Source organism: Rhizobium sp. BK112 (genome assembly GCF_014193215.1).
GTDB classification, from domain to species: domain Bacteria; phylum Pseudomonadota; class Alphaproteobacteria; order Rhizobiales; family Rhizobiaceae; genus Rhizobium; species Rhizobium anhuiense.
Genome location: NZ_JACHYZ010000026.1, coordinates 1 through 23,947 on the forward strand (window position 1 = coordinate 1; position 23,947 = coordinate 23,947).

Sequence of the window (23,947 nt, forward strand, 5' to 3'; positions counted from 1 at the left end):
GAAGCGATGGCGCTTGTAGCTGACAGGACTGTGGCTCATCACAGCGGGGTAGCCGCAAATCTCTTCACCGGCAGTTAATTTGACATCACCCACGCCTCGCATTGCGCGTCCGCGCAGGCGCGCCATTTTGGTCGACAGACCGGGGTGAGTAGGCCGTAGGAATTTCACCTACCGGCCTCTCGCAGAACGGTGCGTGAACCTCTCGATTCACACCGCTCCCATCAGGTAAACGTGTTCGTTCCGAACGCCTTCCAATGTACGAACAGCCCCGGATTTTCCCGCGCCAGCTTTCGCAAGAAGAGGCTGGCACGTGTTTTACGGGACTGAAAGCGCTTGAACTTTCGCCTGATCCAAGCCCTGAGTTTCTGATTGACGTAATCAGCCAGAGTGGACAGGGCCGAACGGCTGTACCGTCCATAATAGGCAATCCATCCCCGGAGGAGTGGATTGAGCTGTCGGGCGATTTCAGCCAGCGTCCCCGGCGTCTGCCGCGGGATGTTCAAGCTTTTGATCGTCGTCCGCATCGACTTCAGTGCCGTTGGGCTGACCGCAGGCGTGTAGCCACAGAAGAACTCGTCCCGCTGTGTGTTCGCCACCCGTCGCGGCCGGAACTGATACCCGAGAAAATCGAAAGCGACATTCGGATACGTTCCTCGGCGCCGTTGATCCTTGCAGTAAACGATCTTGGTCTTTGTCGGATGCATCTGCAGTCCGCACGCTGCCAGCCGAGAACTCAGCTCCACCTTGAGGGCTTCGGCTTGTTGCTCGCTCTGGCAGTGAACAAGACCATCGTCGGCATATCGACACCATGGTAGGTCGGGATGCATCACCTCACAATCGATTCATCGATCGCAGGATCTGCTCTAGCAGTCAACCTCGATGTAGCGATAAGCGCACTGGCCATCGGTGCAGAAGTATATCCTTTTCTTTCCAGCCACGCATGCGCTCTCGGCGCAGGCGTCACCCTCCGTGGCTACAGTGCAGTTGAGAAAGCGAGGCGTCATCCGATCAGCCCAAACGCCCTTATCGAACGACTTTTCCGTCTGGATTGTCAGGCCCATCTCAACTGCTTCCTGGATATTTCTTGGATTTCCGTTCGTTGCCATTTTTTCCCTCTACTGTCCTCTCACTGCTTGTCCGATCAATGTTGCGAGCCTGACATCTTCCGCGTCCCGCGCGAGCTGATAGTTACCAAACTCGTCCTTGCTTGCTGGACCCATCGTGATGTTGACGCTATCCGTGCGGCTGCGCGACAGATTGAAGAAAGTCGTATTGTCATTGACGGTGCGGCGATTGAAGCTCCAGCCCGGGTTTATACCGCCGCCATAGGTGGAAACGAAGATTGCTTCGTAGTTGAACACGCTGAAAGGCGTGTCGAGCTTCTGGCGATCGATGTTGCCTGGAACACGCGCAAGGAAGGCCTTGCGCTGCAGCCACTCGGCAATCTGGAGGTCGCTCGTCACCTTAAACGGGCCGAAATGTTTGCAGGGGATGGTTGCGGCGTCCGAGAGAATCTCCGGTACCGACCATGTCAGCGCTGTTGTCTCGGTTCTCGTCGCATCGGCGCCCGCATCCGCTCCGAGAGCCAGGCTGAAGACCTCCGGGTGGTTCGTATAGGAGAAATTTGGGCTGAATTTACTCGTCTCGTTGGCTGTGAGTGTGAATGTGACCTTGGCTGCCCAATCGTTAATCCAACTGGCGTCGTAGCCCTTTCCGGGGCCTTCCGAACTGTACTCGTGCAGGACAGATGACACCCCTTGTTTGAGCTGGCATTTGACGAGATTGACCAACGTATTTTCTTTATCGCGTTGGTCGTCAGAGTTTTCCAGCAGCGTTTGCATTTCAGGGATCGTTACCCCAAAGCATCCAGAAACCGGCACGCAAAGAAGTATTACCGCCGCAATGCGGCTGCGAAATAAGCGCATATTGTCGATCCCCCAAGTTTTAATAAGGTTAGCAAAATATTAATTGAATGCACCAAAAAATTGCAAAGCATCCGTTGCTTGGCGAGATCGGCTGATCTCTGTTGCATAAATGCAACTAAAAGAAAAGGGAGAAGGCTAGTCGATCGAGATCGTCAGAGAACAATCATTACGTGGCGGACAAATAGTAAACCTTCGCAAACAGCGACCCTGTCATAGAGATTTCTCAGAAATAACTTCCCATTATTCAAATATACTAATTTTGATGGTTGTATTCTTTAAGTGAGATGATACCACTTCCCAAGAGTAGAATAAAAAAGGGGAGTTATGATGCGGTGTGGAACCTCAGTTGCCATTTGTGTCATCTGTCTTCTCCTCGGCGGGTCCGCTAAGGGAATTTGAAGTTGTTTGGATTGAAGCGGTTAGCGCGGATCGGCCTGAAACGTTCAAGGGGTCCGTCAATCTCGTTCCAGAGATAGTCGCCTGTGAGTGCGATATGGACCTATGGGAGCGGTGCGACCCGGGAAAGCAACTCGTTCGGAATCTCGATGCCCTGACCTCGAACGTAGTCGATAGCACGGCTGAGATAGACTGTGTCACAGGATGATGGCGTTCCTGGATCGAAGGCCAGGTCAGTGGAGAACAGTCCAGGACGATCACTATTATGCACGGCTTCCGCAACGATCTCGATCATCTGGGGTTGCAGTATGAATCGATCCTTTCAGACCTCTCGCGCTTCTATTTCTCGACGGCCTGCCGCTTTCTAGCAAGCTTCAAGATCTCCTGGTTCGACTACAGCTCGAACAAAGTGCTGCCCGATCGAGCAATGAAGTTCTTCCTCCAGGGTGGCAAGCATTTCGAGGCGCGACCGGAGGATTTCCGCAACGCGTGCGAGCTTTGGATGTGGCATGTCGCCAGACAAGGCGACTACGATCGGCAGCCTCGCCGACCACATGGAGCAGGCAGTCAACGAAGCCAGCACTTGCCTTGACATCATAGCCGACGGCATAGGCCAACGACGATCGCGCGATGAGGTGACCCTCGACGGCCAAACTTGGGAAATTGCGTTCACGACCGAGGGGACGGAGTTCGCAGCAAGGAACGGGTATCAGGGGAAGACGATCTTCGAGCTTACAGATTGGCTCGCGAAGAACTATCCGCTGCGCTTCAAGCGGGATCCGGTCCCGGGCTAGGAGAGGCAAGTGAAACGGCTCCGTTCGAGCGGGAACCCGCATTTGGCGTTGGAGAAGGACCACTCGTTCATGACTTACACTGCCTCGTTCCGCGACGCTCTCTATGACGGCGCGACACAGGTGGAAGCCGAGATCGATCGCCAGATCAACATGCGCCGCGGCAAGTAACGGACGACGTATACCGGGGTAGCGATGCGACGCATTTGGATCTCGGTCAGTGCGCGGCCGGTGACAACCGCGTCAATGGTCCGACCGCGATGAACACGTTATTCCTTGGTGCTCAAGCTCAATATAAAACCCGTATACTTCAAGCTCCGGCACACGAGAATCTCGTGTTTTACTGATATTTTGATTCTGGGCGTCTATGTTTACGTCTTTCCGAGTATTTTGGAATATGTTTTACTATAGGTAATCGTAGATTCGTACGAGGCAAGGATTGATATGGATCTAAGCAATCCCGACGTTTTGAGGGAAACCATAACCTCCATGTTCAACGAACAGGCGCGCCGCACTTTCCTAAACTTTCGGTCAATCGGGCCTGATGTGATCGAGCCTCTGATTGCACCGGGGTTGCGATGGAGAGACGGCCTCGAGAATGTCGATCCACAGCAGTTACGGGAGGCAATTGCTGCGGTTGTAGAAGAGCTCAACAATCCAAGCAGGCCGAGCACTACGATCAATCCCTCAACGGTCCAGGAGGCTATGGATAACTCGAGATGTCACTATCTGTGGTTTTGCTAATGAGGGTTGAAGCATGCCAAACAAGGATGGTCTGGATTCGGCGATCGAGTTCACCAAGCTCCTAATCTCTCTCGATAGCGCATTGATCGCATTTGCGAGCGGCACCTCATTCCTTGCCACACTGCCCGAGCCATGGCAGCGGATTTCGCTCGTCGGTGCTTTGTTTTTTCTATTGGTCAGCCTGACCGCCGGCGCCTTGGTGCTCATGAGGGCCGCGACCATGCTCAGCCACCAGAACTACAACCTCTCAGATCCTCACCTCAAAGTGCCAGGCGTGCTGAATGTCTTGTGTTTTGCCTGCGGTGCAGCGGCCATAAGCCTGCTCGCGGTCTTCGTAATATTCCAGAGCGCGCCGGACCCGGCGGCAAAACCTCCGATCTTCTGCTTCATGTGTTACATGAAATGAATAGGTGCTGTAATGGACGCGCCAACTTACGTTGCTCTTCGCAAGTCGGCACTCGGTCTGGAGGATTGGTTTCTTGAGCTGATCCCGAAGGACGGGAAAAGGGGCACCGATGTGAGAAAGCTCCCCCCTTATCTCCGCCGACAAGCGTATCGCCTTGGGATCCGTGGAACGCCTCGCGAAATCCTCCAACAGCTCATCCTGCGTGTCGATGTTGTCGATGACGCGATGTGGGAATTGCTGGAAAAATTCCCGCCACCCCTATGCTTCACACTGAAACCATCGCCCGAGCTCGCCTACGGAACGGTGAACGACGCCAATTTCAATGGAGAGGTCAAGCGTGTCTATCACGGTACCGGCCTCGCCGTCCTCATCAGCTACGGCTCCTACATGGCCCTGGACTACTTCGGCGCGCTGCAGGTGACGCTGTTTCATGTTACCAAGCTCCTGAGGCAAAGAGCTTGTTTTACCTTGCGGGTGATCTGGTCTGGGGCTCTTTTTTTGGTCTCGACGCATTCCCCCATCATAGGGCGCAATCGTGCGATCAGCATGCGGCCCCTGAGGCCTACATCTCGTGTACGCTGGGGGTATAAGAAGAACGATCGGTCACTGTCACTGGTCCAAGGCTTTGATCCTGTCGCGCAGTTCCGCGTCGCCCTGGTTCTCGAGCAACAACGCGCTAAGCAGCAACCGGGCGACGTCCGGCTGGTTCCATTTTATTAACTCTTCCGCGACCGCCCGCCGGGTCTTGGGCCAGTCGTCAATGTCGACATCCCACTTCTTCATAGATTTCAATGCCTTGAAATGCGCTACCGCCTTTTCCCGATTTTGTTCGATCGTATACAGCTGCCCCAGACGAAAATGGGCGAGGTCGGAGGCCTCCAGGCCGAGAGACACTTCCTCAAAGCGCTCGATCGCCTCACCATAATCTGCTCGAATTTCGAAGTAGAGCAGCGCGAGATTGGCACGCGATGACCCGAAGTTCGGATCGGCATTGTGAGCCTCGTCGAAATATTTTTCTGCGCTTGCCGCCAGTGTATCGAGGTCACCGCAATTGTTACGGCGCGCGATGGCGGCCAAGGCCGCATCAACAATGCCGAGATTATTCCAGTGCCAAGCCCATATCTCCCCCCGCTGGCCTCCGAGGAATCGATCATGGCTCTTCAAGGCGGCCCCGCGAGCCGCCAGGGTCTTGCGCATCTGTATGGCCTGCGTTCGGACCTCCTTTTCGGACTTCTTTTTCCATCTGGGCTTCCAGATCTCCAGATGGATCGACAGATAATCCCGGGTCACCTCGGTCAGGTAGTAAAGCGGCTCCACGCGGACACGTTTATCACCGCAACACTCCCAAAGAGCGCGAACGAGCCCGGTCTGCCCCAGCGGAATCCCTTCCTTTGTCAACTCTTTGGAGAGCGCGTCGAGATCGATGATCGATTCGCGAAATCGATCAAGATTGTAGGTTTCGACATATGCTGCCACGAGATTGTACTTTGCTGCCGTTCTCAGGAAAAAGATGTCGCTTTTGCCAAATTCCTTGAAGATGCGAATGGCGTCTTTTTGATCCTCTTCGCCGAGTACCGATTTCGTGATTCCGAGATAAAACTTCGGTAGCAGCTCCCTCGGACTGATCGTCAGGCTCTTTTCGAGCGCGGCTTGGGCGTGCTCAAGAAACGGCTTCGACGACGTCTCCTCATACCGGCGAAGAAAGTGCAGGGCTTCGATGAAGAGGCCGGCTGCTTGAGCATCGATGAATCTCAGCGCCGGTATGGCTGCCAGCTGTGAGGAGAAAGCAATGGTACTCATGTTCGCACCAGACTGTCTCCATAGACCCTGAACGCCAGTTGCTGTCCAATGTCGCGGTAGCCGAGGCTCGTGTCATCCGAGAGCGACGGAAGTTGCCAGACCTTCTCGGTCTGACCGCCCCATCTCAAGATGGCATTCACATACGGCTTGCTGTCGATCGTTTCGACGCGAATTTCGAACTGATATGTGTAGCGGTCGAAGACGGCCTGCAGCATTGCCGCAAGACGGCTGACGTCCAAGCCCTGTACCTTTAGATCGGGTCCGACGATGTCGCCGAGGGACAGGGGCGCGAGGAAGCGAAGTCGCCCCATGCCGGGAATACCGCTCTGGTCCCGACGCCGCCGCAGTTCACGCATTGTGGTGACAAATTCGTCAAAAGCGGCGTTGCGTTGCTCCGGTTGTGCACTTCCGGCCACCGTGACCTTCCAGTCGAAAGGCCGTTTAAGGAGGGCCGCCAGCGTCTTTTCGAACATACGGCCAAGGCTGCGGCTCCAGAGGAACGCTATGATCAGACAGGTGACGCCGGCTGCGACCGCGTAAAGCAAGTAATCGATAGGCCACCACCGATTGAACGGAGCACCAAGATAGGCTCGGATCCCCAGGGGACTTGTGTCCTTGTCACGCAGGGCCGCCTCAATACCCGCAAGGGCATCGCCTGCAATGGACGCATTTCGGGAGGCGGTCGCCTCGGTGAATTCCGCGATCGCTTTGTCCCAGTCACCCGCTGCCAGGAAGGCTTTGCCAAGCCGAAGCCTTCTGACGTCGGCCTGCACCGAATCGTGATCGCTCGACTTCGCCTTCATGGCGAAGGCATGAGACAGACCGGCTCGGCCAGCGATAGCGAGGTCATCATTCGACGACATCGCGACCTTGGTGAATGCCTCGATTGCTTGGTCCCATTGCCGGGCTTGCAGGAGACTACGCGCCAGAGACAATTGCCGAAGTTCGCTCGCTCGTTTTTCCACTGGACCAGACGAAGTCGACACCCGGCCATGGTCTTCTTCCTGCGCCGAAGCGACCGCTGGAAGCGCAACGATTGCGGCCAGGACGAGAATTGCACCGATTGATCTCCCCAACATTTTTGTCATGGGGGCGCTGGTCTCCTCCTCGCGACGCCTCCTCTGGTTCCGCCGGATCCATTGCGGACCTGCGGAACGCAACGCGGTATCGTCCGCGAGAACTGCGGGGATGCCACATGGAATTCAATGAGCCGGTACCGTGGTGACCTCGGGGTCAATGCGCACGACACGCCCCAACTTACTGTCCACCGTTCGACACGATATCGCCGACACGCTGCACGCCCTGGAGTTCCGCCTCACGGTTCTCCAATTCAGCGTTTGTAAGCTTCACGGCCGTTGACAATGATGCCCCCATGAGTTGCCTCTCAGGACCAGCGAGGCTTTTGACCTGCGCTACCACGGGACGATGATCGGAATAGCCTTCCGCGTCCTTGCTGCAATAGGACGCTTCCGGAAAGAGAATTTCGGCAGCTCCTACCGTCCCCGTCGGCACATAGATCTGATCAAGCATCGAGTTGAAATCGGGGCTGCACTGCGTCTTGATCGCAGTGACAGGCCTTAGCCATATCCTGCCGGAGCCTGGGCCGAGGGACGTGAAAGCGGGAAAATTCGCACTGTCGGGATGATCGTCACCGGGTTCAATGGGGATGTTCGTGTCGCCGAGCACAATGTTCGGAACAGTCGATTTGGCCAATTCCTCCGCCAGCAGAGCCGCCTGATGCGTCCGCGTGCCTGGCTCGTTGCAGCATTTCAAGTGCACTGTCGTTACTCTGAACTCGTCACCCGTCTGAAGGTCCAGAAGACGCAGACTGAGCGCACCACGCAGGGACCAATCGGTCCTCCCATATTTCGTGCCATCCGGCTTCGACCTGATGAGATGGAGCTCGTTGGTTTCCAGTTGCCGTAGGCGGTCGGTGCGGTAAATGATGCCAAGCAGATCAGCCTCGCGATCGACATTAACGCCGCTTTCGCTGATCACAAAGCGCCAACGCCCGCCCTGTTTGGCAGCAGCCTCTGTATAGGCCTTAAGCGTATCGGCGCTTTCGACCTCCTGGACGGCAAGTAAATCGAAGCTGCCCATGGCAGCGATCGTCTCCGCCACCTTTGCCGGCTGCGTGTCGTCATCAGATTCGGTATTGAACGTCGCAATCCGAAGATCGGCAGCAATTGCTGAGCCAGCAAGCACGCAGCACATTGCCAGACATGCGAGAAAGTTCATCTTCCCCCCCCCATAGCTCGTGCCAGAACGCGTCTCTTCTTCCCGCCGTCACTTGTTGTCCGAGCAAACGCGGAAAAGCATGATCGCAGAATTTCTGCCATCCGATCGCAATCTAACGATGCATATCAGACTTTAATTCCGCATAGGGCGAGTGGCCAGCCCCTGCCGCGGTTCATTCGGGCTAACTCGATCTGGTAACGCAGCCGATACAAGGTTTGCCCGTAACGTCCAGCCGGAGAAATATCGCTTCTTCCAGGGTTTCCGAGGTCTCATCGACCGCGTCGCCCGATGCGAGCAGGCCGTAATCGAATTCATCGAGCGCCCGGCAGCGGCGCTACCTATGCGCAAATGTGGCGCCTAACAGGATTAAGAGTTCAGAAACACCCTGGCCTATTCCGGCGATCGCCGTCGACGAACTTGCCCAGGTCACCGCCGGTGCAAGAACGATGAAACCTGCTGCGCCCGCGACGACGAGGTTGGCGATGATGCTCGCCTGATCACCGCCATTCCCAGTGACCTTGAGCTCCGCCTGGACGGCGCCAGAAACCTTGACGTTGCCGCCGGTCACCGGCTGAAGCGTAAGGAGTTTCATGGTCGCTGAGTAGATGATGGCACCCTGGACCGGATCGAAGCTGAGGCTTTGGAAGCTTTGATCACTGCCGATGCTACCGCCGATGACGGGCGTACCGTCAAGGCCGACCCGCAGCGAAATGGCGGCGAACATGTTTCCGATGGACGCCCGGGACTCCACCTTGAGCTGCGAGCAGAGATTGTCGAGTGCGGCACCCCCGACGGTGCGAGCGACACCGCTTGCGACCGCGGCTTCGAGCGCCGAGAAATTCGGCGACACTGCACATGCCAGTGGGAACGTATTGCCCCAGCTGACTTTCATCGGCCCGCTGATGGAAAGTTCGACGCGAATACCTGGCCCGTCCCAGATCGCCACAGGTTGATGACTTTGGATGCTATATGTCAGCGACGGCAGCCCGCTGGCCGTTTCCGGAAGTTCGATGACTTCAATTCGAGGCGACCAGCATGAGTGGGACGCCCCCCGGTGGGGCAAGGCCAGGATGAACAATCTGCATAAGGCGTTGCCAGGTTGCGCCATTGGGGTCGACGCGAGCGTCGTTGGCAAGCCCTTGGACGATCTGAAAGGTCCTAATGGCCTCGCAGAGTTCCGCCGAGGCAAGACCCTCACCGATAGGCGGCAGCGCAGCCAGCGAGGTGCCGCCTGCCGGCGCTTGGACGGCGCCGAGCAACTCGGCCACCTGTTGCTGATCACGTGCAGTGTTCGGGCACTGCGTTCCAATATCAGTCAGTCCGACCGCCTGGCTTAGTCCCCAGCCCATTTTTGGCCCTCCAGCGAGGCCACAATGTTACCACCAAGAACTTAAGGCCAGCAACCAAATAAAACCATCATAATTAGTATAGCGTTTCGAAGTTGCAATCCACGCTGGAATAGGTATAGTTATTGTGATGGTTCTAATTTCGGTTTCCTTTGGCATTTTCCGCATAAGTATATGCTGGAGAAGCATTTATGATTTCATGTCAATCGGCTGGATGGCGGGGGCGAATACTCCTCGACGCTGCTGCTTTGCTGTGTCTTAGAATTGCAGGAACCCTTTGGCCTAACTGGTACCGACGCTGATCCGGACTAGCATGCAGCTCCCCCTGAAAAAGGACACGCCGACAGCTGCGGGGGGCTTCCAGTTCATGGGCGGCGAGCCGGTAGTCGCCACCGCAACATTTTCTCGCGACCCAGTCAATGATCCGGGAACAATGAAGGTCGCCGTCGGCATCTCCTCACAGGGGCCGCTCGGCATCGTCTCGGTCATCGCGACCAAGGCGGTCGACGTCAATAAGATCTTCAACATCGCCGCCGGGCTACGGCGGGTCGCATAAGTTCTCATTCCGTTCGCTCTTAGCGTACGATTTCGCACTCCTCTTGTTCCGCCCCCTATCGGCCGCGCTTTGATGCATGGCGATGCTCCTGTTCAGGCCCATACCAGAGATAGTGAGCATCGACGGCTGCACAAGTCGGCAGGTTGCTATCAGGAGCGTGCCGATCCAAGCAATAACGTCGAGCGGCCTTCTTGACGATCTCCTCCCGACCTTGTTCATTCCTGCTATGTTCAAGCCCGCAAACGCCGTGCAGATCAGAGTTTCTATCGACGAGATCCAGCCGCAAGTCTGGCGTCGATTAGTCCTCCCCAACCATTGGAACCTTCAGCACCTGCATCTCGGAATTCAGGCCGCCTTCAACTGGTGGAACTATCATCTCTACGAGTTTCGAATTGGTGGTCTGCGCTATGGCGATGTCGAGGTCCTGACAGAGGATGCGACCGACGACGATCCTCGAGTCTTCGATCAGGAAGAGGTTCGCTTGCTGGGGGCGGCTGAAATGGACCTCCTTTCGGCGCCAGTCATCCGAGATACTGAACACGCTCTGCACGAACCTACCCTCTTCTCCGAAAGGGAGCAGGCTCGGGCGCTCGCGTCCGGCGTCCGGGGACTCGGGAACGGGAAGTATCCGGCCGCCGCCGGCCTTGCGCCATTCCAGCAAGCCTCTGAGAGATACGGCGTCGTTATCGAGCTGAGACAGCCTCACCGTGCGCACGTAAACCTCGATGCGGGCTCCGTCGCTGCGGTAGTGCCCCTTCAGCCGGCAGTTATCTCCCGACGCCATCTGCCCGAAATCGAACGTCACCATATGCGCCTGCTGCGGCGCGAGGCGTAGCGCGGCTAGGTTCGCGCTAAAGACGTCCCGCCATCCCGGCTCGGGGGCGGCCTGCGCTTCCTCCTCCCACAGGGGCTTTTGCATTTCCAAATAGTCGTAGCGAAGCATTGCCACCGCCGAGGCCAGAACGGCGATGCCGACGATCGCTTTGCGTAGCAACGGCTGGAAGCGCCGCGCGGATGAGGGTGCGGAAATGGCAGTATCGCCGGCATTTTCCCCGCACAAGAAGGATAAGACGGCCGCGTGGACGACCGGGTCCGAGTAGTAGGTGCTGTGGATCAGGGTATCCAGCGATGCGCGCTTGCCGGGTCTCGTCATCACCGATACCGCCGCTCCGGGCACCGTCGCCGGAACCGGAGCCGGCTGGACGTCCACGACGGCCGCGCCTATGAATCCGGTCCAGCCGAACGCATATTTGAGGCCGCGCGCGAGTGCTGGCACCGTGATCACCAGCAGTGTAGCGAGAATGGCAGGGTACAGGCAGGCTAAGCCAATGGCCGCGACATACGCCGAGTTCATCGAGACAAAGGCTTCGGTCTCGGGCACGAATGCGTTGCCGTTGCATTGGGCGAGATATAGCACTGCCGCGATCAGCGGGATCGATCGCGTGCAGGCGACGATCACCGACCACAGGAAGAACGGCGAGGACGTCAGTAGGGCCAGCCCGCTCAGGTACAAGAAGGCCTCGTCGCGGGGCGAACGGACGACCAGTCCCCTCACCGGCAAGGACGGGACCGTGAGCCGGCGGAGCAGTTTTGCCCGCTGCCGCACGAGGAACCCGAGGAGCGCGGTGTTGAACCAGATCCGGACGAGCGTGGCCAGCCAAACCGGAATAAAGTAGACGACGGCCATGATCCCAAGCGACATGGCGATCGAGACCAGCACGATGACCGGAGTTTGCAGAGCGTAGGGAATGGGACCTGCCGGCAGCAGGGCCTTGAGAGAGGGCAGATACCGGATCACCGCGAACACCATGAGCCAGAGCGCCGCGATATAAGCCGCGAAACCGATGATGCGGGAAAATAGGCGCACCGCCGGCCGTACATCCATGCGGATGAAGCGGAAGAAGGGCGTGCCCAAGAAAACGACGCCGGAAACCACGGCGGCGGCCGCCTTGTCGCGAAGGGCGTAGAGCGCCACATTGCCGCCGTGGCTGTGGGCCACGATCGCGACGCTCGCGGCGGGATCCTCCTTCGCGATCTGCCGGATACGCAGGGCAAGGCTCCGGCCGGCGACGATCCGCGCCATGTGGGAGTTGTCGCCGCTCCAGTCGAACGTGACGGTCTGGATGTCCGAGCATGCGGCGTCGAGCGCCTCGAACAGAGGCGACCCGAGGCGGCTCCATTCCGCGCCGGGCGCGAAGGTTCCATGAACCAGGACGACTGTCAGCACGCGGTTGCCTCCCACATCCGGTCGCGCGGCAAATCCGCCGATATCACCCCTGCCATCCAACGTCTCCGCTTGGAGATCGCCCCTGCGGTTTCAGAGTTCACCTTCGGCGACTATGCTCCCGGCAGGAAACGACACGCAACTGCCGACAGGCGGCTCATGAAGGATTTCCTGCTGTTTTGCATCAAGTGCACCGCCGGGTTCTGGCCGATGACGGTTCTCGGCGTCCTGATCGCGTTCGAGATGGCGCGGACCTCGTTCTGGATGCCCGACCATCAGAGTTCTTCGTCGCCGCCGCACCTCCACCCCGCCGGGTGTTGGGAAGGCGAAAAGTCGGCCTGAATGGCCGAAATAGCCGCGCAAAGCCGCTTGCCGGGCTGCTAACACCGGCAACACTTCGCCTAAGGGGCACGACCCCGATGGGTGCGGGCTCGCACATTGTCAAATCTCTGTAGTATGCTCTGCCAGTTCCAGCGCATCCTCGATGTCCACGCCCAGATACCTAGCCGTGTTCTCGATCTTGGTATGTCCAAGCAGGATCTGAATTGCATGAAGATTGCCCGTGGCTTTGTAGATCATCGCGGCCTTCGTGCGTCGAAGCGAGTGCGTGCCGTAATCTTCGCTTCTTTGCCCAATCGCGGTGACCCACTCATCGACCAATTTGGCATACTGGCGAGTGCTGAGATGATCGGCATGATCGACCCGACTGGGGAAGGCGTACTAGCTTGCTGTCGATCGCGAGATCGAACAGCGCCCGGTCTCTCACGCGCCCCTCTCTATCTAGGAAGAAACGAATTGCCCAAATCTGGCGCTGGTTCAGGGGCTTCTTTACGCCGACTTTTCGGCCGGCGTTCCACGCGGCGCGCCCCGGTGGAGCAGGATGTGAGCTGCCGTCTAACAAGGGCTTCAAGGGAAATCAAGGCCACTGCAAGTATCGTGCGTTGTGCGACCGGCTACGCCCCCAATCTTGATAGAGCCTCCAGAGACGCCTCTATTTGTATCAGTCCGTATCCCTGCAATTCTTGTGAGGTTTCCGGCATAGCGCGCGCGCCTTCAAGTAAGGCCTGTCTTAGCTGAGATGGCGTTGCGGCAGGCTGGTACTCTTTCATAATCGCCAACATCCCGCTCACGACCGGCGCGGCAAAGGAAGTGAAGCCACTTGTTTGTTGAGAATAGGTGTCGTGGCCAGTTGACGGTGCAGTCCAAGGAGAAGGCGCTACAATGTCAGGCTTGATCCGACCGTCGTCGGTTGGCCCTCGCGCGCTTTCGATGCTCATCTCTTTACCAGTTGGATCAGACGCGCCCACCGTAATCGCGCCTCTAGCATCACCGGGAATAGTAATCAACGAACCATAGTTACCCGCCGACTTGACTACGCAGATCCCAAGCTCTTCCAAACGATCCACCCCGCGGGAGAGAAACGACGTTCCATCTAACGGTGGATACGGTAAGCTTTTCGACCGAGTAACCCCCCAGCTGAGGTTGATAATTCGCATACCGTCGAGTGCTGCTGCCTGCAGCGCCTCTGCGGCAATCGACATACTACTTTCAGCGCCTGATACCGGGCTTTTCGACGGCGTAAAAGCATAGCTCCGAATTAGTGCTGCTGGTGCCACGCCAATAAAAGACGTGGTCTGGGATCCATCGAAGCCATCGCCTGCGGCAATGCCAGCGACCCGTGTAGCATGACCAACAACGGTGCTGAAAATCGGGCTTTCGAGATCAATGCTTTGCCAAGCTACAGTTGCTCTGCCCTTGAGGCTAGGATGATCTACATCCACCAATCCATCACAGATTGCAATGCCAACCCCCGTCCCCATCAGCCGGGTCCCGTTAAAAGTGAAATCTTTGGGAGGACTTATCGCCGGAATCGAACGGTCAAGCTCGCGGTCAACTCTCTGATCCAGCTCAAATGTTGGGGGGGTACCGAAGGACCATTCACCAAAGTATGCGAGATCACGCGGATCGACGTATGCTGCTACAGACTGAAACAATGGAAGGTAGCGAGTTACGGAAGACCGCTCATGCTTGAGAGTCGATTGCATACGCCTGACGAACGCCTGACCCTCAGAGGCTTGTGGCCGAAGCGCGTCAATATCATTGCGATCTTCGACTGCGGCGCCAACGCCGCAGACGATACACGGAACCCGGATATCGCTCGCTTCAATTCCGAGCTCAATGGCCAGCGACAAGTACCCAAGTAGTGAAACATCTAGCCGCCCCGCAAGATCATGCGAAAGGTTAAGCTCAGAAAGCACATGCGCTTCCATTTCGCCCTTGTCGCTGAATGGCAGAGAGGGGTCGCGGCGTATACCCATGCTATTGCTCAAGATCTCCGGACGAGTCGTCTTCGACCCGTAGTGACGGATATTTCCGCAGTAGGTTTGCTAGCGTTTCGAAAGGGACCACTACAGCAACGGCGCCGAAGAGAGGCAACCGTCGCTGCACCTGGCCGCTCCCGAGCAACGCTTCGGATATCGAGTTGACGTCGAGCTCCTCGCTAGGCTGGCCGACGTGGATCACAACAGCTACTTGCTCCACCAAGGGGTCGCGTCCCCGGTTGGAGGCCAAGTCGAGCTTCTTAGTTACCGCGATGGGTATTTTGGCTGCAATATCTTCTGGCAACCACCATCGCTTTGCTGAACCAGACATTCCTAGGCTACCGCCGCAAGCCGACCCTTATTCACCTCAAATACCGAGTCGAATGTTTCATACAACCGGCTGACTGGAACAGCCAACGTAAGATAGTTGGCACCTTCTTGCGCAGCGAGGCCGCGCGATACAAAGCTGTCGAGCATCCTGGCTACCTCTGATGAAGAGACTTCTCCCCCAAGGTGCTGGCTCAAAGTCTCTGCGGCCACACTTGGAGACATAATTCTCTCCCCCATCAGCTGAAATAAGAGTGCAGTTGTTCCCTTCAATGCAATCCGGGTGACTTGCGCTGGGACACGACGGTCTTCGATGAGAACAGCCCCGTCCGGCAATCGGAACATCTTTAGCTCGGCGCCTAATGCGTGCGCTTCGCGCCAACGTTGGGCGGCGACCCGAAGGTTGGAGTACGCGGCCGGGTCACATCCACCTTCCAGCTCGAAATCAAAATGATAAGCGATCTTTGAGAGGTCCAACCCATTCACGCCTTCATAGATCTCGGAGTACGCAAAGTGTGGTCGAACCTCCGTGATCCCCAGTTCAGCCGAACTTGTAAACATGGGGCTAAAGCGCTCGAGAGCTAGCCCGCTTATTCCTTCCGGGGGCTTAAGATGGTACAATATTGGCATTTCCGCGGCTTGTGTATCGTACCACTCCGCCTTCTCGTCCTTTAAGCCGTACAAAAGATTCCAGCTGACATCGATACCGAAATATTTCGCCCATTTAAGCAGCAAAATGTTCTGCAGTTTCTTCACACCCTTTTTCATTAGTCGCAGCACGTCGGAATTCAAGCTCTCTATGCCAGGCTGGACTGTCCGGACTCCAGCATTAGCCAGACACCTCATATCCTGCAATGAAACGTTGGCCTTGATTTCATAGAAGAAACTCAAGTCGACAGCTTCCTGACTAAGCCTGGGCAAGAGCGTATGAAAAAAGTCTCGCGAAATAATGTTGTCTACTACCTGCACATGGTGCGCACTGTATTTTTTGGAAAGGATACTCAGCTCATCAAACACGCGATCTGCGCTCTTGGCACGAAACACCATTGTTTCATTGTTCAGTCCGCAGAAGACGCAGTGTTGTTTCTGCCCCCACCAGCAGCCACGGGAGGTTTCGATAGGTATAGTTCTCGGAAAAGTCGCGAACACGTCATCAAGACCGAGCCGCCTCACCGAGTCGTAAAACGCGTCATAGTCAGGAGGCGGTAACGACGAAACGTTCACTGATCGAGGCTGTGAAGGTCCGGAAACGATGTGCCGCCCATCCCGCCGAAGTAGATTAGGGATGTTTATTAACGGCCAGTTTTCGAGGACTGCCTCCACCAATAGCGGAAGAGTGTCATCTCCTTCACCGTCACATACGAAATCTACATATGGAGCCGCCTCCATCCATCCCACCCCCATCTCGCCGTGGACATTAGCCCCCCCAAGCACGATCTTTGTGGAAGGAAAGCTTTCCTTTAGAGATTTCGCCAAGGCGAGAACGGCCGTCTGTTGCTGAAACGTCGTAGTAAACCCAACCAATGCGTATTTGCCCCAGTCCCTCGACTGGACCAACGAGCTAACGAATCGCGGAGCAACCTCGTTTGCCACCCGCTCCACATAGGTAGAAAAACCATTGGCGCCCCCTGGGAATAAGCTTACAAACTTGTTGTCCCGGATGCGCGAGAAATAGGGGGATGACCAAGAGCAGTTCAGCCTACGCCCCGTTAGGGCGGGCGCGAATAGCAGATCACCCAACATGAAATCACCAAGTCGGCAAACGAGATCGTACTCTGCCAAGCCTGTCTCAGCGGCGAACTCTAAGTTCGGGTATAAATCTTCGCAAGGCAGGTTCTTTTGCCTCAGTATGGCCGTAAGTAGCCCCGTAGGCATAGAAGGATAGCGAGCGATGACGTAAGGCATGTTAACAAGCGCAAACATGAGATGCCACCATCGTAGCTTCTTGATAGAATCAAATTGAGAGTAGAGAGATCACGTCTTCTCTATTGAGACTTTCCACCCTTCCACACCGGCATCCTTTAATTCCTTAATGCGCTTAACAATTTCGGGGTTGGTTATCTCAACCTGCTCGACGACCTCCATATCGTCAAGCGTGATCTTGATTTCGTCGTCGCTATTGTTGTCGGTCATGTATCAAGCCCTCCAAAATACAACAAATAATAAGATTACACACCATAAAGATGTGTCAAGTTATTTTTCTAGTCTTCGGGCGCAAGGGCCTTCTGGCTGATCGAACCGAAATGTCGCTTTGAGCGGCCATCCGACTCGGAGCATAATGCCGCTTCGACGCGAGGGTACGCTGGTTGCCCTCGGAATTGGTGGAAAGCAGTCACCTTTTCGGCTTGACGGACCGTCCGCTTTCAGGTGTGGGCCGGGTCTGCCCGATCGTCCGACATGGAGGCGCTAAGCCGTCGTTGAGCGAGAACCGTAGAGGGCGTCGAAGCAGATGCTGGAGCAGCATCTTCGCCTTGAAAAGATTCGAACCACCGACCCGTTGAGACTCACCATCGAGAACAAAGCCTAGCGCGTTGGCAAAGTGTCTGGCCATTCCTGCGCGCCATGGAGGACGCGAAGAATACGAACCGCTGTTTCGGTAATTGCATACGCCGCGACGTACGGCGTGCCGTTAATTGCCAGTTCGCGGGTGCCAGCAATTCTGCCAACACGACCGCTCGCGGAACGCAGACCAGATAAGCTTCACGATTTGCGTGCACCAGCGTTAAGGCGAGCTGCCGCTCGACGTTCAGCGAAATGCGCCTCGACTTCATCATCTGAGACGTCCGGTCGAATATCGTTCAGCGCTTCAAGTACCTTGGTGCGAAACCAAGCGTCGTTGGCCTCGCTGCCTGAAAGAAGCTCCAGCGGCAGCGCACCTTCGTTGGCCGTTCGGGTGAGTAAGATACGAACCGCATCAGATACGGTCAGCCCCATATTTCCAAGCACTGCGGAGGCACGATCCCGAACATCGGCATCGATACGAGTTTGTACCAGTGCATTTGCAGCCATAGCGATCTCCACTTTTTGGCGAAATGATAATGCAAATGAATGACAAACGCCATAGTGCTTTTAGGACCGCCTTCGCCCGTTCTCGTTCCTCTAGTTGCTCTTGAATGTCTCTGAAGCGACGAGCGCAATCTCAATCAATCTGTCAAAGCTGGTTAGAGATGCGGCGCCGCTGGCCAATTAGAAATGCGACGCTCTGGCTGTCCTGGCTCTGACGGTCAGCCCCCGACCGAACCGGCTGGGCCGGGTTGCAAGGGTAGGGAGGGGGTGGGTGATGGCGCTCCCCTTCGGCTTTAGCTTTGAGACTATGCCCGCCCCTTCATTCCGCCGCCTCCATGCGCGCTAGCGCCTTCTGCCTTTTGGCAATGACCTCCGGATCGTTCATGAAGTCCGTCCGCCGGCCGGGCTTGCGGCCGCGCTTCTGATAGCCGTTACTCGTGCTACCGTCGCGAACGCCGAACATATGATCCTTCTGCCCGGTGCGTCGGGGACCGCTTTTGCTGCGCTGCTCGTCCCGCCCGGCCTGCAGTTCTATGATCATCGAGAGCACGTCATCCAAACGCTTGTTCTCGACAACAACTGAGCGATGAACCGAGCGCAAGGTATCAAAGGTTCTGTAGGGCAGGACGTAACTCTCATGCATAATCTCGAGGCGTCCGTCCGGATAGTCGCAAACCACGACCTTCTTACCTGCCAAGGGTCTGGAGAGGGCACTTGGTTCAAGAACGAAGAGGACTTTGTCGTAGCGTAGCGTCAGGGATTGCGACAGCGTGCGAGCTTCTTTCCTACACATGGCGCCATCCAGGTTCTCATGATCGGCCAGCGGCCGGTGCATATCCTTAGGATTACGCGGCTGCTTGCCGAACCGGGAATTGAAATCTGCCATGAATTCCGGCGCATAAGCGTTGGCTGCCTCAATCGTATCGATGCCGCGAAGCCGCAACTCCTTGACCAGCCGATCCTGCAGCGTCTGGTTGGCGCGCTCCACACGGCCTTCTTCGAAACCAGGCCGGCCGCACCGGAATGGTCATAGGCCTGCAGCAGCCTGTGCATCTGACTTCGGCTGAGCCCAAGCAGCTCGGCGGCCTGGACGACGCTCAGGCGCTCGTCACGAATCTTCTCAATAACTTCGAGGCGATGCAATTCTTTCTGCGACATGGTGATCAAAGGACATGACGACTCCGACCGCTCATGGCCTCGACCAGGCTGAAGGTCGTCATCCTTGCTCCCAACGTTGGCATTGACCAGCGCGTCGAGAGGCGAGACTGTCGCATCTCTAACTGGCCCAACTGTCGCATTACTAAATAGCCCCTACACAATCGTGTGGGATAACCGTTATTTATGGAACGAATGCGATGCCATTCGTGGCGGTGATTGCGGCTTTCCTGTCAGCATAGGGTCTCTGCGGCTCGAATCGAAATCTCCCGGATGTGCTGACGGAAAACCTGTCGGAACTCCCTGAAGTTATCGAACCCGAGAGCAGTGGCCACTCTAACGACGGTTGAGCGCGACACTACGCATCGGTCTGCAAGCGATTGCGCGGTGCCGAATGCTACAATTTCCGGATGGGCGAGAGCCGTGCGTGCGACGCGCTCCTGTTGCTCTGGGAGGCTAAGCCCGGTTGCAACAATCATATCCTTGAGCTCGGCGATGGTCGTCGGCTTTCGAATGGTTTTTTCCGTGCTCATGTTCGTGCTTCCGGTGCATGTTCGGCTATGACTTATTGGGAAGGATCGCTGGATGTTGACATCTGACCCGTGAACTTTGCCTGGATGGAACCACAGGCCTGCGCCATGTATCCTCTCGGAGGCGCGATCGCGGGGTCATGCCCGCTTCGACGACGAGCCATCCGGCACAATCTGCATTCTCAACAAAGCGGACGGATCGAAGTCTACGAAACCGTTCCTTCGGATGGCGAACATTCCCGCAGTTGCAGCAGCTTGTTGATCGAGTCCTTCGCGTCGCACTGTCCTTCGGTAAATCATTAGTATGCGGCGGCTCGATCCGAAGTTCGGGCCGCCGCTAGATCGAACAGGAGGAGTTGTCCGACAGAAGTATTTTGCTTCGCCGAACGGTCAGCCAAGAACCTCTGCCAATTTCACGGGGGATCCGTTCTTGGCAGACTGGGTTGCCGCCTCCGCCATGGCGAGCGCTGCGACACCATCATCAAGCGTGACCGGCAGAGCCGAGCCTGTCTTCACAGCGTTGACAAATGCTGCCCATTCCGCCGCATAGGCGGGCATGTAGCGTTCGAGGAAGAAATAGGTGGGCTTTGCGCCCGTCACACCGGAAGTCGTGGACTTGACCAAGGTGTTTTCCAACATGTTCTGCGCCTGTAGCAGCCCTTCGGAGCCGAGAAGCTCCAGCCGCTGGTCATAACCATAGACGGCTCGGCGGCTGTTCTTGATCACGCCGATCCGGCCATCCGCATAGGCAAGGGTCACGACGGCGGTATCGACATCGCCTGCCGCGCCAATCTCAGGATCGACGAGGGACGTTCCGACCGCCGAAATGCTCACCGGAGCCGCGCCCATGAGAAAGTTCGCCATGTCAAAATCATGGATCATCATGTCCCGGAACAACCCGCCCGAGACCTTAATATAGGCGACCGGCGGCGGAGCCGGGTCGAAAGAAGTGATTGAGAGCAGTTCCGTCTTGCCGATTTCACCCCGGTCGGCTGCTGCCTTGAGAGCCGCAAAGTTGGGATCGAAACGGCGGTTGAAGCCGATCATCACCGGCTTGCCGGTAGCGGCGACCACCTTCTGGCAAGCCTGAGCCCTGGTAAGGCTGAGGTCGACAGGTTTTTCACAAAGCACGGCCTTGCCTGCTGCCGTTGCCCGCTCGATCAAGTCGGAATGCGTATCGGTGGAGGTGGCAATCAGCACGGCATTGATGGCGGGATCATTGAGGATCGCTTCGGTCGAGCGGGCTTCCGCGCCATATTGGGCGGCGATTTTCTCAGCGGCGACGTGATTGATGTCGGAGACGGCCACAAGGCGGCTGCCGGGATTGGTGGAAATGGCGGTGGCATGGACGCCGGCGATACGGCCCGCGCCCAAAAGGCCGACGTTCAGAATGGTGGATGACATGGATGATCCTCTTCGGAAAATAGCGTTCAGATAGTGAAAGCGGTGCGGAAGCCTTCGAGTGCAGCTTCCGGATCACCAGAGGCAAAGGCTTCCATGCCGACCGGCCCCGCGTAGCCCATGGATTTCAGAGCCTTTGCGACGCCATGCCAGTTCACTTCGCCCGTGCCCGGCTCGCAACGGCCGGGATTATCAGCCACCTGAACTTCACCGATCCAGGGCAGGCAGGCTTCGCACCAGCGGATAAGATCACCTTCGCCGATCTGGGTATGGTAGAGATCGAGATTAATACGCAGCTGCGGGCGGTTGACGGCCGCAACGAGGGCAAGCACGTCTGCCGTCGAGCCGAAGGGGCAACCGGGATGATCGATTGGGTTGAGGTTTTCCAGCGTGAAGACCTGACCTTCGGCTTCTGCCAGATCGCAGATGCGGTTGAGTGTATCGCGAGCCCGCTGTTCCATGCCCGGCGCGAAGGCACCGATCTTCGGAATCGGAATGCCCATGTCGCCAAGCCCCGTGCCATGCAGATTGAGCCGGTGGACACCGAGCCGCTTGCCGACCTTCGCCGTGTCCTTGGCAGACGCTAGAAGCATCTCGCAGCCATCTGCATCGGTGAGCCGACCTACGAGATAGCCATTCATGATAGTGAAAGTGGCACCGGTTTTTTCAAGCGCATCAAGATTCCAGGCGGGCCAGTTCCACAGGCCGACGCCGAAGCCCATTTCCTTCAGGCGGCTTGCCCGCCATTCGATTGGTTCGTCGCGCCAGAGCATTTCGGCGCAAGCGGCAAGTTGGAAGCTCATCTTAGATTTCCTGAAGTTTGAAATCGGCCGGTGCAACCGGCATGACACCCTTGAGAAGGGCCACGGATTTTTCGAGGCCCTCAAGTGAGTTGAGAAGCACGTCCTCATGTTCAATTGAAAGCCAGCCGTCGTAGCCAGCCATCTTCAGGCGATAGCAAAACTGTCGCCACCACTCCTCACCGTGGCCGAAGCCGAGCGTGATGTAGGACCAGGAGCGGGCCGGAATGTTGGTCAGGCTGCCGTTTTCGAGGAGGCTGGTCACTGCCTGCTTGGGCGCATTCAGGAATGTGTCCTTGGCATGGACGTGATAGACTGCATTGCCCAGTGCTTCCGTCGCGATCAGCGGATCGGCTCCCATCCAGAAGAGGTGGGAGGGATCGAGGTTCGCGCCAACGATAGGGCCGACTTCGTTGCGGAGCCTGAATAGAGACGGCACATTGTAGACGCACTGGTTGCCATGCAGTTCGAGCGCAATCTTTTCCACACCGCATTCATTTGCCAGCGCCACGATCTCGGTCCAGAACGGGAAGAGTTTCTCTTCCCACTGGTATTTGAGGATCGCCTGCGTTTCCGGCGGCCAGGAAGAGACAACCCAGTTCGGCATGGTATCGGACGGATTGCCCGCAGGCAGGCCAGACATGGTGCAGACCGTCTTGATGCCCATCTCGCCTGCGACCCGGATGGTGTTCTTCAGACCTTCGCCCTGAGCCGGATCGGTCGGGTGAAGCGGATTGCCATTGGCATTCAGGCAGATCACATCAAGCCCACGATCTGAAAAGCCCTTGAGGAAGTCCTTTTGCGCGACCGTGTTACTCAGCATGGATTTGAGATCGAAATGCGGTGCGGTCGACCAGCCGCAGGTGTTGACCTCTATACCGGAGACGGCCATGCGGGCAGCGGTGTCGAGAAGGTCTTCAAGCGGCATGCCGCCGAGGCTGTCAGATACAAAACCCAGTTTCATGCGTAGAACTCCGGCTTGGAAATCATGGTGACGAGCTGCTTTTGCCCGGAAGCGAGTGCCGCTACGCCTGCCTCGGCGGCAACGGCTGCGGCATAGCCATCCCAGCAGTTTGATGCGATCTCGGGAAACACGTCTGTGTCGACGAAGCGTAGGAAGGCGCGGTTCTGGCGGCGATAGGCATCGAAGTAGCGGGTCCGCCAATCGGCATCGTAGCCGGTGTGGCCGCCAAGCGAGCGTTCGAGATGGGTATAAGCGACATGGCTCATGGAAATGCTCGCCTGCTCGCCCACGAGTTCGGCACGAACGTCGTAGCCGTACGCAGCGTTGTTGTTGATCTCGATGTTGACGAGCTGGCCATCGACGGTTTCGAGGACCATGAAGACGGGCGCGACGCGTCGATCGGAGCGTTTCGGCTGGAAGGCAGAGATCCAGGTATATTCGGTGCCAAGTACATGGCGCACGACGTCGAACTCATGCGGGGCGGAATTGGTGATTGCCATGGCACCGGTGAAGTCGGAGGCTGGCGTTTCCACATTGCGGTGGAAGTTGTGCATCATCAGGGCTCGGCCAAGCGTGCCATTTTCAATTGCCTCTTTCATCTCGACATAGGACTGGTCGTAGCGCCGCATGAAGCCGAGCTGGACGAACTTTTGACCAACTTCCTGTTCGGCCTGCATGACTGAAAGGCACTCGGCCGAGGACTGCGATAGCGGCTTTTCGCAGAGTACCTTCTTGCCCGCGTTGATGCACACGAGTGACAGCGGCGCATGAGTGAAGTCCGGGCTCGCGACGATCACCGCATCCACATCGGCACGGGCAATCACGGCTTCCGGATTGCTTGCCACGTCTGCTGCACCATGGGCATCGGCGACCTTACGAGCGCGGACTTCATCCATGTCGCAGACCACCTGAAGGCTCGCGCCCGGCATCTCCTCCGCGACGATCTTGGCGTGGTCAGCGCCCATCAGCCCCGCACCAATGACTGCTACACGCACCATTGGACAAACTCCTTCCATT

Annotated in this window: 21 protein-coding genes and 5 pseudogenes; 6 read left to right on the plus strand and 20 right to left on the minus strand. The window is 57.0% G+C overall.

The window, feature by feature from the left end; all coding sequences use genetic code 11:
* Positions 1-221: 221 nt before the first annotated feature.
* Both FHT75_RS34635 and FHT75_RS34640 read right to left on the minus strand, forming a co-directional pair.
* Entirely contained in the window at positions 222-827 is a 606-nt protein-coding gene (locus tag FHT75_RS34635; RefSeq protein WP_183845779.1) for a group II intron maturase-specific domain-containing protein, read from the minus strand.
* 288 nt (positions 828-1,115) lie between these two features.
* The gene (locus tag FHT75_RS34640; protein ID WP_183845776.1) at positions 1,116-1,925 is read right to left on the minus strand and encodes a hypothetical protein; all 810 of its coding nucleotides are present in this window, start codon (positions 1,923-1,925) and stop codon (positions 1,116-1,118) included.
* Between the two features lie 661 nt (positions 1,926-2,586).
* Between FHT75_RS34640 and FHT75_RS34645 the strand changes: the two genes are divergently transcribed.
* The 3 genes from FHT75_RS34645 to FHT75_RS34655 all read left to right on the plus strand — a co-directional run bounded on the left by FHT75_RS34645 (position 2,587) and on the right by FHT75_RS34655 (position 4,982).
* Positions 2,587-2,913, plus strand: coding sequence for a hypothetical protein (locus FHT75_RS34645; RefSeq protein ID WP_183845775.1), 327 nt, complete (start codon positions 2,587-2,589; stop codon positions 2,911-2,913).
* A 956-nt stretch (positions 2,914-3,869) separates the two neighbouring features.
* A complete protein-coding gene (locus tag FHT75_RS34650) occupies positions 3,870-4,262 on the plus strand; it encodes a hypothetical protein (protein ID WP_183845774.1) in 393 nt (130 codons plus the stop codon).
* Between the two features lie 12 nt (positions 4,263-4,274).
* Positions 4,275-4,982: a hypothetical protein gene (locus tag FHT75_RS34655; RefSeq protein ID WP_183845773.1), complete on the plus strand. Its 708-nt coding sequence runs from the start codon at positions 4,275-4,277 to the stop codon at positions 4,980-4,982.
* Here the strand turns inward: FHT75_RS34655 and FHT75_RS34660 are convergent.
* From FHT75_RS34660 to FHT75_RS34680, 5 genes are all read right to left on the minus strand, one after another.
* Positions 4,872-6,062, minus strand: a complete 1,191-nt coding sequence (locus FHT75_RS34660; RefSeq protein ID WP_183845772.1) for a hypothetical protein — start codon at positions 6,060-6,062, stop codon at positions 4,872-4,874. The genes FHT75_RS34655 and FHT75_RS34660 overlap by 111 nt on opposite strands.
* Positions 6,059-7,150: a tetratricopeptide repeat protein gene (locus FHT75_RS34665; RefSeq protein WP_183845771.1), complete on the minus strand. Its 1,092-nt coding sequence runs from the start codon at positions 7,148-7,150 to the stop codon at positions 6,059-6,061. Before FHT75_RS34665 ends, FHT75_RS34660 begins: the two co-directional genes overlap by 4 nt.
* 169 nt (positions 7,151-7,319) lie before the next feature.
* A complete protein-coding gene (locus tag FHT75_RS34670) occupies positions 7,320-8,300 on the minus strand; it encodes an endonuclease/exonuclease/phosphatase family protein (RefSeq protein WP_183845770.1) in 981 nt (326 codons plus the stop codon).
* Between the two features lie 334 nt (positions 8,301-8,634).
* Positions 8,635-9,246 carry a hypothetical protein gene (locus tag FHT75_RS34675; protein ID WP_183845769.1) on the minus strand — a complete coding sequence of 204 codons (612 nt, stop codon included), beginning with the start codon at positions 9,244-9,246 and terminating at the stop codon, positions 8,635-8,637.
* A gap of 70 nt (positions 9,247-9,316) precedes the next feature.
* A complete protein-coding gene (locus tag FHT75_RS34680) occupies positions 9,317-9,649 on the minus strand; it encodes a hypothetical protein (RefSeq protein ID WP_183845768.1) in 333 nt (110 codons plus the stop codon).
* 310 nt (positions 9,650-9,959) lie between these two features.
* On the opposite strand from FHT75_RS34680, the gene FHT75_RS34685 reads away from it, so the two are divergent.
* Positions 9,960-10,202 (plus strand): hypothetical protein, encoded by a 243-nt coding sequence (locus FHT75_RS34685; RefSeq protein ID WP_183845767.1) that lies wholly within the window; start codon positions 9,960-9,962, stop codon positions 10,200-10,202.
* A gap of 226 nt (positions 10,203-10,428) precedes the next feature.
* A pseudogene (locus tag FHT75_RS34690) lies at positions 10,429-10,689 on the plus strand (plasmid pRiA4b ORF-3 family protein); the annotation flags it as partial.
* Positions 10,690-12,054: 1,365 nt separating this feature from the next.
* On the opposite strand, the pseudogene FHT75_RS36180 reads toward FHT75_RS34690, so the two are convergent.
* Positions 12,055-12,444, minus strand: a pseudogene (locus tag FHT75_RS36180) (esterase/lipase family protein); the annotation flags it as partial.
* Between FHT75_RS36180 and FHT75_RS34695 the strand changes: the two are divergent.
* The gene (locus FHT75_RS34695; protein ID WP_183845766.1) at positions 12,406-12,768 is read left to right on the plus strand and encodes a hypothetical protein; all 363 of its coding nucleotides are present in this window, start codon (positions 12,406-12,408) and stop codon (positions 12,766-12,768) included. The pseudogene FHT75_RS36180 and the gene FHT75_RS34695 sit on opposite strands and share 39 nt — an antisense overlap.
* Before the next feature lie 99 nt (positions 12,769-12,867).
* Here the strand turns inward: FHT75_RS34695 and FHT75_RS34700 are convergent.
* The 12 genes and pseudogenes from FHT75_RS34700 to FHT75_RS34755 all read right to left on the minus strand — a co-directional run bounded on the left by FHT75_RS34700 (position 12,868) and on the right by FHT75_RS34755 (position 23,928).
* A pseudogene (locus tag FHT75_RS34700) lies at positions 12,868-13,327 on the minus strand (tyrosine-type recombinase/integrase).
* Positions 13,328-13,379: 52 nt separating this feature from the next.
* Positions 13,380-14,744: a S8 family serine peptidase gene (locus FHT75_RS34705; RefSeq protein ID WP_183845765.1), complete on the minus strand. Its 1,365-nt coding sequence runs from the start codon at positions 14,742-14,744 to the stop codon at positions 13,380-13,382.
* 336 nt (positions 14,745-15,080) lie between these two features.
* Complete coding sequence (locus FHT75_RS34710) at positions 15,081-16,997, minus strand: RiPP maturation radical SAM C-methyltransferase (protein ID WP_183845764.1); 1,917 nt, start codon at positions 16,995-16,997, stop codon at positions 15,081-15,083.
* Between the two features lie 51 nt (positions 16,998-17,048).
* Positions 17,049-17,207, minus strand: a complete 159-nt coding sequence (locus tag FHT75_RS34715) for a hypothetical protein (protein ID WP_183845763.1) — start codon at positions 17,205-17,207, stop codon at positions 17,049-17,051.
* A 390-nt stretch (positions 17,208-17,597) separates the two neighbouring features.
* Positions 17,598-17,750: pseudogene (locus tag FHT75_RS34720) on the minus strand (type II toxin-antitoxin system RelE/ParE family toxin); the annotation flags it as partial.
* A gap of 24 nt (positions 17,751-17,774) precedes the next feature.
* Positions 17,775-18,083, minus strand: a complete 309-nt coding sequence (locus FHT75_RS34725) for a type II toxin-antitoxin system RelB/DinJ family antitoxin (RefSeq protein WP_183845762.1) — start codon at positions 18,081-18,083, stop codon at positions 17,775-17,777.
* A 316-nt stretch (positions 18,084-18,399) separates the two neighbouring features.
* A pseudogene (locus FHT75_RS34730) lies at positions 18,400-19,238 on the minus strand (helix-turn-helix domain-containing protein).
* A 230-nt stretch (positions 19,239-19,468) separates the two neighbouring features.
* Positions 19,469-19,768: a MurR/RpiR family transcriptional regulator gene (locus tag FHT75_RS34735; RefSeq protein WP_183845761.1), complete on the minus strand. Its 300-nt coding sequence runs from the start codon at positions 19,766-19,768 to the stop codon at positions 19,469-19,471.
* Between the two features lie 387 nt (positions 19,769-20,155).
* Positions 20,156-21,157, minus strand: a complete 1,002-nt coding sequence (gene iolG, locus FHT75_RS34740) for an inositol 2-dehydrogenase (protein WP_183845778.1) — start codon at positions 21,155-21,157, stop codon at positions 20,156-20,158.
* Positions 21,158-21,195: 38 nt separating this feature from the next.
* Positions 21,196-21,969, minus strand: a complete 774-nt coding sequence (locus FHT75_RS34745; RefSeq protein WP_183845760.1) for a TIM barrel protein — start codon at positions 21,967-21,969, stop codon at positions 21,196-21,198.
* Between the two features lies 1 nt (position 21,970).
* Positions 21,971-22,930 (minus strand): sugar phosphate isomerase/epimerase family protein, encoded by a 960-nt coding sequence (locus tag FHT75_RS34750; protein WP_183845759.1) that lies wholly within the window; start codon positions 22,928-22,930, stop codon positions 21,971-21,973.
* Positions 22,927-23,928 (minus strand): Gfo/Idh/MocA family oxidoreductase, encoded by a 1,002-nt coding sequence (locus FHT75_RS34755; RefSeq protein ID WP_210299167.1) that lies wholly within the window; start codon positions 23,926-23,928, stop codon positions 22,927-22,929. The genes FHT75_RS34750 and FHT75_RS34755 overlap by 4 nt, the downstream gene beginning before the upstream one ends.
* Positions 23,929-23,947: the final 19 nt, after the last annotated feature.